The following is a 14,086-nucleotide window of genomic DNA, read 5'->3' as shown; positions in this document are numbered from 1 at the left end:
CTCCCCCCCCCTCATAGGTAATGAATTTGTGTACTTTTAGAACATTTCATTAGCGATAAAGGTACGTACTGAACTTAATTTAATGAAAGGTATGCGATGTTAGGAGAATTACCAGATGTAGAAAAAGTATTGGCTGAAGCAGAAGCTGCTGTGGGGCAATGTTGTATCATGCATGGTGCTCATATCCAATACGCCAATATTGCAGGGCAAAAAGTACAAGACATCACGAATACTTTTAGAGATGGATTTAGCATTTCTGATCAGGCCATCCCATTGGTAAATGGCAAAGAGGTCGATGAAAACTATGTTGTTTTGCAGGGAGAAACTTTGGAGTTTGCAAAACAATCAGGTGTCAAAGGATTGGGGAGACTTTACACCAAGGAAGAGCTTGCTGAGTTTTGGGGTGTCTCTGAAGATGCCGTAGGTGGTCTGCTCTCTGGTAGTGGTATTTCACCTATGGTTTTAGATGGTAAAGAGCTTTACTCAGAGCTTGTAATTGACAAAATATTTACAGGTGAAGAAGTTCCTGTAATTGAACCTTTAGCCATCGCTAAGGCAGAAGAGCCTGCTTCTGATGATAGAATGAAGTCTTTGGAATCGAAGCTTGAAGAAATTCTACTGACCGTAAATCAAAATAAGCTTGAAAAGGATTTGAAAGTAGAAAAAAAATGGTTCACAACAAGAGAAGTAGGCAGGCTTCTAAAGCGAGAACCCGATACGATAATGCAAGCTTGCAGAGTTGGAAGAATTAATGCTGAAAAAGATGAGGGTGGTAAAGACTGGAGAATTTCAGAAGCTGAAGTTAATAGGCTAATGAGTATGGGGAAAATTCCTTCAGCTAAATAAATCATCTATAGCATCGTTCATATCTTCGGGAAAAAGATGTCTATACAGTTCTGTTACTTCGCTATTGGGTTTGTGTCCCATGCAGGAGGCAATGACTGCTTCAGGCTTTCCTCTGCTGGCTAAATTTGAACAGAAGGAATGTCTGAAAATATGCCAGCCTTTAAGAACATCCCATTTAGAATTTTCTAATACTCGTTCAAAGTAGTGTCTCATTTGATTTTCTGTCAAAGGCTTTGCTTTTATTGCTACAACTCTTTGTTTAAGAAGTTCAGGATCTGGAAGGGAAGCAATAGTGTATTTTCCTCCTACATGATCGTTATCAAAATAGACTTTCATGGTTTCGGCAAGATTAGAATGAATGCGAACCTGTCTGTAGCTCATGCTTTTTTTTCTGTCTTCTTTTTTTTGTCTGATTTGCACCCTGTTGTTTTCAAAATCAAAATCAGATTTTTCACTTCTCATGATTTCAGAACGTCTAGCACCCGTATAAATTGCGAAACAAAAAGCAGGATAAATAAATTTATGTCTTGCGTTTTCTTTTACATATTTAAGAAGCTCTTCAAGTTCTGATTCTCTCAAAAACAAACGACTCCATTCTTCTTTGATTTCTTTTTCATCAGTCAAATGTTTAACAATTGATTCTATTTGTTCCCTAGTTGCAAAAGGTTTATTACCTTTTCCTTTTGGAAGAGTTACACCTTTTGTTGGTGAGTCTTTTTCTTTAGAAATATAGCCGATTTTTTGAGCTACGCCCCACAAATAATTAAAGGTTTGAATTTCTTTACCTATGGTTTTTGGTGCTGCTGAATTTCTCTTGAATTTCTTTGATGGTTTCATTCTGTCTTTGATATACTGTTGAAGCTTATCAGTTGTGACTGATTGAACCGTAACATTTCCCATAAAATGAACTAAATTGTTTTTGTGGGTCTTTTCTGTACTTACAGAGGATGCCTCTTTCCCAACAGTATAATTTTGTGTGTAATCGTCCCATAGAGTTTCCAGTTTTACAGATTTGATTGCGGTCGGTTTGGCTGTGTGTTTTCCACCTGAAAGAATAAAGTCGCCAACCTCTTTTTCTGTCATTCCTTCAGTAAAAGCGATTCTTCCTGATGCGATCAAATCAATCGTTTCTTGGATCAATCCGCTTTTACCCAAAGCAGCTTTCTTTGAATCAGTCTTTAAAGATCGATTGAACTGTTTGGGTTTTCCATTGACAGGAAATCTAAATACGACGTGATAAGTCCCATTTGCTTTCTGGTGGATGCTTGCCATAGATCAAAATCCGTAAAAGTAACCGATAAGTAGCGTTAAAATTTCTGTATGTGAGTGCCTTAATCAGTTCGTTCAGCTATTAAATAATACTGTTTCTAAATCATGGTTAAAAGACTGTTGTTATTTATTTGTTACCTTTGGTGCTTTGGTGGTAGGCTGGAAACAAAAAAACGACTTACAAAGTGAATTGTAAGTCGTTTTGTTGTAATGATTTGGGGATGACAGGACTTGAACCTGCACGCCTTGCGGCACTAGATCCTAAATCTAGCGTGTCTGCCAATTCCACCACATCCCCGGGGAATTTTTGTTCTGCTGGAATACTAACGATTTCCAGTAGCCGATACAAATCGATGGAGAGAAAAAACTTGGAGTTTCAGATGGTTTATGAGATATTTTTCGTGTTTGAGAATCTCGGTTGATAGCCGTCTGCAGCATTTATTCTGCAGAGCTATCGGATTCCATTTTTTTTTGCTCTTCGTGTTCCAGTTTGGAAATCTGATCGCGGAGTGATGCGGCGGCTTCGTAATTTTCTTCAGCGACAGCGGCTGTCAGTTCTCTGCGTAGCTTGATCAAGTTGTATTGCTGCTGGCTCGAAGTGGGAGCCCGTTTGGGAAATTTACCGATATGCTCACATTCGCCGTGGATATTTTCCAGCAGTTGAACGAGCGGTTCACGGAAGGCAATATAATCGTGGGGACAACCCAGTCGCCCTTCACTGCGAAATTCCTGAAATGTGATTCCACAATTGGGGCATTCCAGTTCTTCGTCGAGCTCCAAATCCTGTGAATTCATTTCAATCAGCGAGGCTTCGTCTTGTGGCTCCCATTCATCCTGGGGAGCCTGACCGCTGATGTAATCCTGAAAATGTTCTTCGCAGAAGTGGAGCGCCTGTGCCTGACCGCTTTGGATTTCAGTCAGGTGATACACGGCCGGTTTGTTACAGACTTTGCATTTTTTCATAGTAAACGCTTTATCAAGTCCCAGTTTAATGTAGGAATTCCGGTTCAGGAATTAGAAAAGTCTGTACCTATTCTATACAAACCAGTGGTGCGGCTCAATCTCGAATCTGAATTAGAGTGATTCGGGGAATTCTGACGGCGTTTCTCCGATGGCGATGATACTGCAAGCCTGGATTACATTCAGCCCGAGTTCACTGGCGCGTTTGAGTAATTCCGGACTTTCACTGCCCGGATTCAACCAGACTTCATTGGCCTTTCGATTTTGAATTTGTTCCAGCAGCGTGATCCCCACTTCGGGGGGAACATAAACGCTAATCCGATCTAGTTGTCTGTCCGGAACTTCTTCCAGACTGGGATAAGCGGTTAAGCCTTCGATTGATGACTCTCGGGGATGTATGGGGAAAACTTCGTATCCCTGTTTTAGATGAGCGCGGACTGATTTGTTCCCATATTTCTGCCGGTCCGCACTGGCTCCAATGATGGCAACAGTTGGTTTGCTCATGTTGAATCCTACTTTTTCAGAGAAGCCACAAACTGATCATAGCGTTTCTGAACTTCTTTCTGAGTGGGGGTTTTTCCTTCACTGACGATGATACGGTATTTCATTTTCAGAGGTTTACTTTCATCAAACTTCGTATCAAAAAACGCACCAAAACGGCCATAAGGGCGCTCGGAATATCGTGATGGTTTAGGAACAGCGGGGTCTTCAAAGTATTCGACATTGTAGCGTTTACCATCGATTTCGTATGTCATGGCAAACCAGCCAAGATTGATATGCCCGTTGGGATCGGTTTTGTCAGAAACCTGAAACGGTGCAGGCTGTTGAGGGAAGCCCTCTGGGCGAACATAAGTAGCGTTGTTTGATTCTGCAACGGCTTGTGCGGCACGGTATTGGAAGCCGGCATGCTGACGGTCGCCATCGAGTTTGATTTCGCCCCGTTTGCTGTTCAGTGTCGTTTGCCAGTCAATTTGCCAGGCGGGATCTTTGGAAGTGACAACTTTAATGGGCCTGACGGTGACTTTGCGGGTTTCTTGAATGACGGGTTTACCCTTAGCGTCGTTCCAGTGAATTTCAGAAGTCATCGTTCCGGAATCTGCGTCACCTTTCATCTCAATCATTTTCGCATGACGCAGGTGAGCGCCGCTCTTACAATGCCAGAAATCGAGTTGTTTTCCTTCGAATTTTGTTTTATTCCAGCCGACATAAAGCCCACGATGATGGGTGTATTTTCCACCGGGACCTTTGGTAATGATCGCTTTACTGGCAGGTCCATAAACGTGGTGAAATACTTTGTAGGTATCGTGAAAACTGTCGGCTGACTTATCGTCATAGGGATAGACATACTGTAGAACGGGGTTTCCATTGTAGTAAAGATCGGCGACTTTTTTCTCTGGCTGATCTTTCCAGGTAAACCCTGATTTTTGACCTGCATTGACAGTAGGAAGGAACAGAGAGATCGTCAGCAGAGTACAGAAAACAGATGAAAATATGGTAAAACGTTTCATGATGAGATCCAGATGACGTTATGGTGAAAAGTTGGAATAAGTTGGGTTCATATTTGTGAAAAATTCCCGCGTCCCAGTCAGGAACGCGGGAATGAAAAAACAAAAATCGTACTTAACCGGCACTGGGGTTCGGCTCATTTTTCGGTGGTTTTCCATCGGTCCAGGGACCGGCCAGTGCCATGTAAGCAGGCTCTTCGAGCAGGCTGCCTTTATCGCCGGCTTTCCAACCGGGAATATGTTTCGGCTTTTGTCGTGCTTTCGACATAGCTTCCCATTTTTTGGCCCAACTTGCGTCGCCATTGGAAACTTTCAGTGAATCCGTATCGAAGTGGAATACTTTTCCTTCTCGGTAACTGCTTGAACCAAGGTTCACAATGGCAATTGCTGCAGCACCAAGATCTGGAGGGTTATTACACTTACTCTGATCATTGGTCTGCATCGCTTCGATCCAGTTTTTGAAGTGAGCATAGGTTGTATCTTTGACTTGATCAACGCTGATCCGTTGTTTCTTCAACGAACTGTCGCGAGTGACCTGAGGTCGTTCGGGGATAAAATCATACCCGTCAAAACCTTCGCCGTTTCCAAAGACAAACGAACCATTATGGCCACGGATCACCTGCTGAATGCGCGTTTCCTGGTTGCACATGGTGGCGTTGATCAGTCCCTGAACTCCTTCATTGAAGTCAGCGGCAACGGTGGCGACATCGGGTACATCGCGACCATCGTATTCCAGATACAGCCCCCCTGCACCGACTACGCGACCGGGGTATCGAAGTCCGGTTGCTTTCAACATCGCAGTCGTTCTGTGGACAAACAGGTCGGTATACATGCCCGATCCGAAAGGCCAGAAACGACGCCATTGAGCGTAAACAGCACGGTCGAATGGTTGGTGTTCTGCCAATCCCTCTTCGACACCCAACCAGAGTTTCCAGTCGATGTTTTTCGGATTCATTTCTTTTTTCAGAGCGTAATACCGCCATTGTCCCATTGCGGAGTTGCGATAATATTCGGTCTGGAACTGCAGTACTTTACCAAGCTGGCCGTCCTGCAGGCGCGCCCGAACGTCATCCCAGACGGGGAGGCTTGTGGACTGCACACCGACCTGCATGATCTGGCCTGTCTTTTTCCAGGTCTCGACCACGGCCAGAGCTTCTTCCACATTTTTGGTCATTGGTTTTTCGCAATAGACGTGCAGGCCGCCATTCATAGCGTCAATCGTCTGCTTGGCGTGCCAATGGTCAGGGGTACCAATGCTGACTGCATCCAGTTTCTCTTTTTCAAGCATATCACGATAATCGACATAAGCGGTTACGTCGTTACCCAGCTCTTTTTTGATGTAGTTAGCGGTCCGATCACGGTGTTCAGAATAGACATCGGCCACAGCGACCAATTCAATATTCATCCCATCCTTCTTTAATTTGACCAGATTTTTAACGTGTGCGCCAAATCCACGACCACCAGGTCCGATAAATCCAATTCGAATGGCTTCGTTACTGTTGGCGGCTCCTGATGCGGGTGCAGTCGCCAGTCCGGCGATGGCGCTGGCGGCAACGGCTGTGGTTCCCGATGTTTTCAGGAAATCTCTTCGATTGATGGGGCTTTGATCCATTTCGTTATCTCCGGTGATATAATAAAGTGTGTCTGTGACAAGATGGGGTAATACCAAATGCATTCATGATCGATGGTGAGCACTCTCGGGTGCAGTTGGGGGCAGGAGAGGATTTTACTCTTCCTATGCATAATAGTAGCAATAATGAGGACCAGATGGTACTTATCACTCTACATTTTCTGAATTGTTGACGATTCGAATGGTACCCTCAGTAACGGGCGACGGGCAGTAAGATTTTCTTAATAAAGACAAATAATTGTTGGGTTAAGTTGTGTTAATACGTGGATTAGATGGTTTCGATGCTTGCCTGGGAGGCATCGTCTCAATTGGTAACTTTGATGGCGTTCATCTGGGACACCAACTGATGATTCAAACATTGGTTCACCAGGCCCGATCTGAAAAACTACCTGCTGTTGTTTTCACATTTGAACCGCATCCGATTCATTTACTGCGCCCTGAGCATGCTCCTCCGGAATTAATGCTGATCGAGGAGAGAGCGGCTGCTCTGGAGGATTTGGGAGTCGATTGCGTGGTCGCTTACCCAACAGACCGTGCCTTACTTAATTTAAGTGCGGAAGCATTCTTTCAACAGATCTTATGCGATCAGTTACGCGCCAGGGGACTGGTGGAAGGGCCCAACTTCTTTTTCGGTAAAAACCGTGCAGGCAATGTGACCCTTCTGCAAACATTATGCGATCGTGCTGGGATGTTTTTTAAAGTGGTTGAGCCTGGCCTGTGTGATGGACGGATGATTTCTTCTTCGGAAGTTCGGAATTCTGTTCAATCGGGAGCCCTCGATCTTGCAGCGAATATGCTGGGCCGACTCTACCAGATTAATGGGATAGTCGAGCATGGTGTGGAACGGGGAAGAGTTTTGGGATTTCCGACAGCGAACCTGACTGAAATATTAACACTGCTGCCTGCAGAAGGTGTTTACTCTGGTTTTGGTACAGTAGGGGGAAAACGCTATCCTGCAGCGATTCATATTGGGGCCAATCCCACATTCAAGAATTCAGAAAGTAAGGTCGAAGTGCATTTGATTGGATTTTCAGGTGACATTTATGATCAAAACTTGCAGGTGGAATTTCTAGAGAAGCTGCGCGGAACTCAGACCTTTTTTGATGCAGACGCTCTGAAATTGCAATTGGCGATTGATGTTGAATCAGCAAAAAAGCAGGCCGATCAATGGAACGCCACCTATTAACTCCCTAAGATGGTCTTCATGACAAAGTGGAACCGGTCACTCGAAATTGTAAAAACACGCAGCGCAGGAAACATGAATGAGCAACATTAACTGGACCCCGCTTTGTGAGTTGATTAAGGTCCATCAGAAATTTTTACTTTCCTGTCATGTTCGACCTGATGCAGATGCGCTCGGTTCTGAGTTGGCACTGGCTTGTTTTCTCAAATCAATGGGGAAAGAAGTACGCATTATTAATCCTTCTGCGCATCCTAAGAGCCTTGCTTTTCTCGTTCAGGAGCATGAAGTCCGTTACGTGGGAGATGGAGTTACTACGAAAGATTTTGAATGGGCTGAAGTGCATATCATCCTTGATACGAGTGCCTGGTCACAATTACCGGGACTGGCGAATTTCTATCGTAAGACAACATCAAAGAAAGTCGTTATCGATCACCACGTCAGCTCTGATTCATTAGGGGCCGAAGAATTCAAAGACATTTCATCGCCGGCGACGGGATGTCTGATTTATGATTTAGGGCTGGCACTCAATTGCACAGTGACCGCGGAAATTGCGACTTTAATTTATGCCGCCATAGCGACCGATACCGGCTGGTTTCGTTTTCCTGCAACGACCAGTTATACCATGCAGATTATCAGCAAGTTAATGGAAGCCGGCGCAGAACCACATCAGATTTATGAACTGCTGTATGAGCAGAACAGCTTATCACAATTAAAACTGATGGGTCGCGTGCTCGGACAAGTGCATACCGATTTCGACGGTCTGTTAGCTTATACGGTTGTCAGTAACGAAGATCTCACTGCCACTGGAACGACGCCACTCGATACGGAAGGGCTCGTCAACTACTGTTTGACGCTGGCAGGAACACAGGCGGCTTTTATTGCAGTCGAGCAGCGCAGTCGGCAGGTGAAAATCAGTTTTCGAAGTCGTACCGCATGGGATGTTTCCAAAGTCGCCGAATCATTTGGAGGTGGCGGACACCGTCAGGCTTCAGGGGCAATGTTAAATGGCCCCCTCTCTTCAGCCGTTACGAAAGTACTCAGCAAATTCCGCGAAATGTTAGACGTGGAAGAAGAATAGAACGCTGCATTTCTGCAATATTATTGGTGCACTGTGTCGGGCTTTGATTGCTCTTGCTCTCAGTCTACTATAGCATAAATGGTATTCTTCTAAGATAGTGTATTCATTCAAACTACAAAGGGTAATCGATGCGCTCCCACTACCAACGGCGGTTCTTCGTCTGCATTTTGACATCACTGTTTCTGGTCTGTCTTCATTCCAGCCTTTTCGCTGAAGACATTCCCATCAAAAATACACAAGATCCAAAAGACATTGCTACTTCTGCTGAACAAACTGTGAAGAATATGACGGTTCCTGAAGGATTCAGAGTCTCACTCTTCGCCAGCGAGCCCGATGTGCATCAGCCGATTGGGTTTGAAATCGATGACAGAGGCCGTCTTTGGGTGGCAGAATGTTTTACCTATGAGGGCCACGGAGTCTACGAAGAACAGTTTCAAGATCGCATCGTCATCCTGGAAGATTCCGACAACGACGGAAAAATGGATCGCCGGAAAATATTCTGGCAGGGACCGGGACCGTTAACCGGACTTACCGTGGGTTCGAATGGAGTTTGGGTTTTGTGTCGCGGGGAGTTACGCTACATCGAAGATCGCAATCATGATGACATCCCTGATGGAAAACCACAGGTTTTGCTGGAAGGTTGGAATTATAAGACGGTCAGACACAATATTGTCAGTGGTCTCACCTGGGGCCCGGATGGCTGGTTATATGGTCGCCATGGGGTGACTGATACTTCATTGGTCGGACGCCCCGAAACGGAACCATCACAAAGGACAATCGTGCATTGTGGGATCTGGCGCTATCATCCGGTTCGCAAAACGTTTGAAGTTGTCAGTTCTGGTACCACCAATCCCTGGGGATTTGATTATGATGACCACGGTCAGATGTTTTTCACAAATAACGTGAATGGTCATTTATGGCATATGATTCCCGGCTCCCATTTTATACGCATGCAGGGGCATGGCAGCGATCCGAATCCTTATGTGTATGAATTGATGACGAAGTGTGCCGACCACGATCATTGGGACAGTTCATCAGGAAAATGGTCCGATTCACGTGATACTTCCGGCATACATGGAAAGCTCGGGGGCGGACATAGTCATTGTGGTGGTATGATCTATCTGGGAGATAATTGGCCTGCGAAATATCGAAATTCAATTTTCCTGTGTAATACGCATGGGCATCGTGTCAACAATGATGCACTTGAACGCAAGGGATCTGGTTATGTAGGCACACATCGTCCAGACTTTCTTTTAACCGGATCGGATTGGTTTCGAGGAACCGAATTAAAATATGGACCGGATGGAGGCGTCTATCTCACCGACTGGGCAGATTTGGGAGAATGTCATGATAACGATGGCGTGCATCGCACCAGTGGTCGCATTTATAAAATTACGTATGGAAATGTCTCTCCACCAAAACAACAGGATTTGAATCAGTTTTCAGATAGTGAGTTAGTCAAGCTGCAACTTCATGCGAATGACTGGTATGTCAGACATGCCCGCCGCATTCTAACGGAACGTGCTGCAACGGGAAAAATTTCAGATCAGACAAAAACTGAGCTGCTCGAAATTTATCATACAGCGAAATTAGTTCCGCAAAGGCTACGTGCGTTATGGGCCTTATATTGCATGAATCAACTCAATGATTCCTGGTTGGTTGAACAACTGGATGATCCGAGTGAACATGTTCGGATTTGGGCAATTCGTTTTCTGGTTGATGATCGGAAGACTCCTTCTCAGGCGGTTAAGCGATTTGCGCAACTGGCTCGGCAGGATGCTTCAGGATTAGTTCGACTCTATCTCGCGTCGGCTTTGCAATCTTTGCCTGCCTCGGATTGCTGGAAGATTGCTGCTGCCCTTGATCAGAATCATGCAGATGCGGATGAACGTAACTATGCGCTCATGCTCTGGTATGGGATTCAGCCTGCGTTGATCGAAGAGCGTGATTCCGCTCTGGAGTTCTTGAAAGGATCGACCAGACCTTTGATTCGCCAATTGGTTTCCAGGCGTCTGACCGAAGAAATCGATCAACATCCTGAGTATGTTGCCAAAGTGGTTCAGCAGGTCATCGATACAAATGATCGGCGTGTCCAGCAAGATCTCTTAACCGGAATTCAGTCGGCGCTACAGGGGCGTTTGAAAGCAGAATCTCCCGGAAACTGGAATATGTTAAAAGAGAAAGTCGCGCAGTCGAATAGCAAAGAGTTAAAACCGTTAGTCACACAATTGTCAATCATTTTTGGTGATGGACAGACAATGGATGTACTCATGAAAATGGCCATGGATTCCAAACGACCCATTGACAGTCGTTATCAGGCATTGGAAACATTGCTGAACAGTTCACAGAGTGAAGAGTTACTTCCTGCAATTCGTGAACTCATCAGGATTACGGAAACTCAGGCGCTGGCATTACGTGGATTAGCGCGATTTAACGATCCGCAAACTATGAAAAGCATGCTCGCACGCTATCGCTCTATGAAAAGTGAAGCCCGCCTGACGTTGATGGATACTGTTTGTAGTCGTAAGGAGTATGTACTCCTGCTGTTGAATGCCATGGATCAAAAACAGGTGCCTCAACAAGATGTTTCCGCTTACCACGTACGTCAATTACGAAATTTTCAAGATCCACAAATTGAAAAGAAACTAAATCAGGTTTGGGGATTAGCGCGCCAAACTCCCGAAAAGAAACGGGCACAGATCGAAGGATATAAAACATTGCTGACGACAAAACGTCTGCAGCAGACTGATCGTACGAACGGACGTGTTCTGTATGAGAAAACCTGTGCGAAATGTCATCGCCTGTTTGGAAGCGGTGGAAAAATTGGTCCGGATCTGACCGGTTCCAATCGGGCCAATATGGATTATCTTCTGGAAAACATGGTCGATCCTTCTGCTTTAATTCCCAAAGGATACGAGATGGTTGTAGTGGCTCTTGAAGATGGCCGCGTCTTGAATGGCACGATTGTCAGGCAGACCGATCAGCAGGTAACATTACAGACGCAGACTGAGCTGGTTGTTCTGGATCGGCGTCAGGTGGAAGAAATGAAACCTTCAAAGTTATCACTGATGCCGGAAGGACAGTTGGATTCCTTGAGCGAACAGCAACTCGCTGATCTGATCGCCTATCTCGCCGGTCATTCGCAAGTCAGGTTACCCGCGGGAGCAAAGGCCCAAAAAACTTCTGGCGATTGAGGAGTGAAGCGGATGCTGTAAAGAATATTTGACAACGAATTTCAATATTCTATTACGAGGAGGTGATCGCGTGGTGACAAAATCTGTGAGTCTTCGCTTAGTGAGGCCCTGGCTCTTTGAGGTTTTCAAGTTGCAATACCTGCAGTCCGCAGTGGCTTTGGTATTCGTGCTGAGTGCGATGGCATCGACGGCTGGTGCCGAAGATCTTGGTAAAAAATACGTTGCCAATTTGGACTATTCGAAGCAATTCCGCGCGTACGACTGGACTGTTGGTAACACGGATGTCTGGAGTCTCAAGACGTTCCAGTACAAACTGGCAGAGGAATTCGAAATCAATCTGGGACCTTCGCACGTTGTTTTTGGCCGTACAGGCACGAACGTGCTTTGGGCCGTCCTCTTTCCAGATCAACCGGGCGAAATCAAATTGGCAGGTGACGGTAAAGGTGAGCATGTGACGAGCGTCTGGTTACGTTTTCATCCGGCACGTGTAGGTGAATTATTTCCAACAGACACAGTTGAGAAACAAGGAGATGCGGCTTTTGTTCAACGCGCAAAAGTATTGGCAAATTTTAAGATGCGATCCAGTTGGCACAAAAATGGCAAGCCGGTCGTCCCACTCAGTGAGTCGATCACTGTTGATCTGGAAACCAAAGAAGGTTCACGACGATTCTATGTCGTCGATTCTCAGAAAAATACAGTGAAGTATGTCGATGCGTTTCGTCAGCGGACACTCCCCATCCCGGCCCTATTAAATCAAAGTCGTGGATTAGAGATCTTTGATACCGTCTGGAACGCATTCGACCGCGAATATGCCATGTTCCAGATCAAGCCAGACGTTGACTGGCAGAGCTTACGCGAGAAGTATCGACCTCAGGTTGCAAAAGTAAAAAACAATCGTGAGCTGGCGCAAATGATCAGCGAAATGCTAAACCACTTAAAAGATCTGCACGTTTACGTCAAAGTGGATGGCAACTATGTTGCAGGCTATCAGCGGAATCGATTTTTTAATGAAAACCCTGCTGCAGCTGCGCAGCTCATTGGTCCACTGAGTGTCGAGAAGGGACTGAGATGGGGGCGAACGAACGACGATATCGGTTACATCGCCGTTGACAACCTGGTGAACGATTCACTTCCAAAGGACTTTGAGACCGTTCTGAAACAAATGAAAGAGACACGAGGTCTGATACTTGACGTGCGTCGCAATGGTGGCGGATCGGAACCCCTGGGGAGAAAGATGGCAGAATACTTTGTCGACCATCCCGTGGTTTATGCCATGCATCAGTATCGAAACGGACCGAAGCATACTGATTTAGGCGCCAGGCAGAAGCGGACGTTTTCGCCAAACGGGAACTGGTATTACCGTGGCCCTGTTGTTGTTCTGCAGGGAGAGAGAACGATGAGTTCGGCTGAGGCGTTTGTGCTGATGCTCGGACAATGTCCTAATGTAACAACCATGGGCGATCGGACAGCGGGTTCCAGTGGTAATCCAAGGCAGATCAACGCAGGTGCGGGCATCGTCATCAATCTACCCCGTTGGATTGCCCTCGATTCAAACGGAAAAGCCTTTGAAGGTGTGGGGATTCAGCCTGATATCGAAGTGAAGGCTTCCCGTAATGAATTCATGAAAAAACAGGATCCCGTGCTCGATACTGCTCTCAAACGGTTGCGAAAAAATAGCAAGGAACAGAATGATCGTTCCAAAGAGGCACTCATTCCACGTCCGTAGTATCTCGCCTACGAGCACCATTGAACCATGCATACAGGATCGATGTGGCTGTTTACATTTTCGGTTTTTTAACAGCAGACCACAATTCTATTTGCATTGCTTTGGTCACCAGTGGTGGATTTTCATGTCTGTTGTCTGAGTGACATCGGATAGAATTTCTGTTCATGGATGGTAAGGTCGTTCCTGTTTTAGACTGTTTTTCTACCACGAAAAACACGAAAGGCACGCAACGTTCTGTCGGGCGGACATAGGGGTTCCGCTCCTATTCTTTTAGATGGTTCCTACCCTACTTTAACTATGAGTTGGTGCTTTATGATTTTGTTGCTGTGTGTTTCTGATGGTTACTTTCTAACGGCGGCTAGGGCCGAGCCGCTTAGGGTTTTGTTAATGATGGATTGTTTTGTTTCTCTGTCAGATTCCTGCTCGCTGCGCTCGGCCCGAATTTTATTCGGGCTTACCCAAAGTGTCGGTACTTTGACTGTGAATCATTTTGCCGAAGGGCGTGAGGGTGTCAATCTAAATTTTGTTCGAAGCGTAGCAAATGGTGACCAAAATCTGCCAAACGCGTGCCAAAGTGCGTTAAACGCGCGCCGAAGTGTGTCGATAAGTTACGAGACATTGAGAACTGATGGCGATTTTACAGGTGAAGATTTTCAAAACAGAGGGACTTTTATAGTAGTGAGATCTTCAGTGTT

Annotated in this window: 11 protein-coding genes and 1 tRNA gene; 6 read left to right on the top strand and 6 right to left on the bottom strand. The window is 45.7% G+C overall.

Translation table 11 applies throughout. The features are described 5' to 3' along the window. Positions 1–96 precede the first annotated feature (96 nt). Complete coding sequence (locus Q0668_RS19140) at positions 97–846, top strand: helix-turn-helix domain-containing protein (RefSeq protein WP_298867570.1); 750 nt, start codon at positions 97–99, stop codon at positions 844–846. Here the strand turns inward: Q0668_RS19140 and Q0668_RS19135 are convergent. The 6 genes from Q0668_RS19135 to Q0668_RS19110 form a co-directional block, all read right to left on the bottom strand. Then, positions 835–2,118, bottom strand: coding sequence for a site-specific integrase (locus Q0668_RS19135; RefSeq protein WP_298867568.1), 1,284 nt, complete (start codon positions 2,116–2,118; stop codon positions 835–837). The two genes, Q0668_RS19140 and Q0668_RS19135, sit on opposite strands and share 12 nt — an antisense overlap. 213 nt (positions 2,119–2,331) lie before the next feature. Beyond that, positions 2,332–2,413, bottom strand: a tRNA-Leu gene (locus Q0668_RS19130). Between the two features lie 140 nt (positions 2,414–2,553). After that, on the bottom strand, positions 2,554–3,078 hold the full coding sequence (locus Q0668_RS19125; RefSeq protein ID WP_298867566.1) for a UvrB/UvrC motif-containing protein: 525 nt from the start codon (positions 3,076–3,078) through the stop codon (positions 2,554–2,556). 111 nt (positions 3,079–3,189) lie between these two features. Continuing rightward, positions 3,190–3,579, bottom strand: a complete 390-nt coding sequence (locus tag Q0668_RS19120) for a CoA-binding protein (RefSeq protein ID WP_298867564.1) — start codon at positions 3,577–3,579, stop codon at positions 3,190–3,192. 8 nt (positions 3,580–3,587) lie between these two features. Next, on the bottom strand, positions 3,588–4,583 hold the full coding sequence (locus tag Q0668_RS19115; RefSeq protein WP_298867561.1) for a DUF6807 family protein: 996 nt from the start codon (positions 4,581–4,583) through the stop codon (positions 3,588–3,590). Positions 4,584–4,695: 112 nt separating this feature from the next. Beyond that, entirely contained in the window at positions 4,696–6,192 is a 1,497-nt protein-coding gene (locus Q0668_RS19110; RefSeq protein ID WP_366918962.1) for a Gfo/Idh/MocA family oxidoreductase, read from the bottom strand. Between the two features lie 271 nt (positions 6,193–6,463). On the opposite strand from Q0668_RS19110, the gene ribF reads away from it, so the two are divergent. The 5 genes from ribF to Q0668_RS19085 form a co-directional block, all read left to right on the top strand. Then, entirely contained in the window at positions 6,464–7,396 is a 933-nt protein-coding gene (gene ribF, locus Q0668_RS19105) for a riboflavin biosynthesis protein RibF (protein WP_298867557.1), read from the top strand. Positions 7,397–7,472: 76 nt separating this feature from the next. Next, complete coding sequence (locus tag Q0668_RS19100; protein WP_298867555.1) at positions 7,473–8,471, top strand: bifunctional oligoribonuclease/PAP phosphatase NrnA; 999 nt, start codon at positions 7,473–7,475, stop codon at positions 8,469–8,471. 128 nt (positions 8,472–8,599) lie between these two features. Then, on the top strand, positions 8,600–11,665 hold the full coding sequence (locus Q0668_RS19095; protein ID WP_298867553.1) for a PVC-type heme-binding CxxCH protein: 3,066 nt from the start codon (positions 8,600–8,602) through the stop codon (positions 11,663–11,665). A 70-nt stretch (positions 11,666–11,735) separates the two neighbouring features. Continuing rightward, on the top strand, positions 11,736–13,391 hold the full coding sequence (locus Q0668_RS19090) for a S41 family peptidase (protein ID WP_298867551.1): 1,656 nt from the start codon (positions 11,736–11,738) through the stop codon (positions 13,389–13,391). Positions 13,392–13,703: 312 nt separating this feature from the next. Then, a partial coding sequence (locus tag Q0668_RS19085) for a hypothetical protein (RefSeq protein WP_298867549.1) occupies positions 13,704–14,086 on the top strand: 383 nt, incomplete at its 3' end.

It is taken from the genome of uncultured Gimesia sp. (assembly GCF_937910335.1).
Taxonomy (GTDB): Bacteria; Planctomycetota; Planctomycetia; order Planctomycetales; family Planctomycetaceae; genus Gimesia.
The sequence above is the reverse complement of the archived record's forward strand: the minus strand, read 5'-3'. Positions and strand labels throughout refer to the sequence as shown.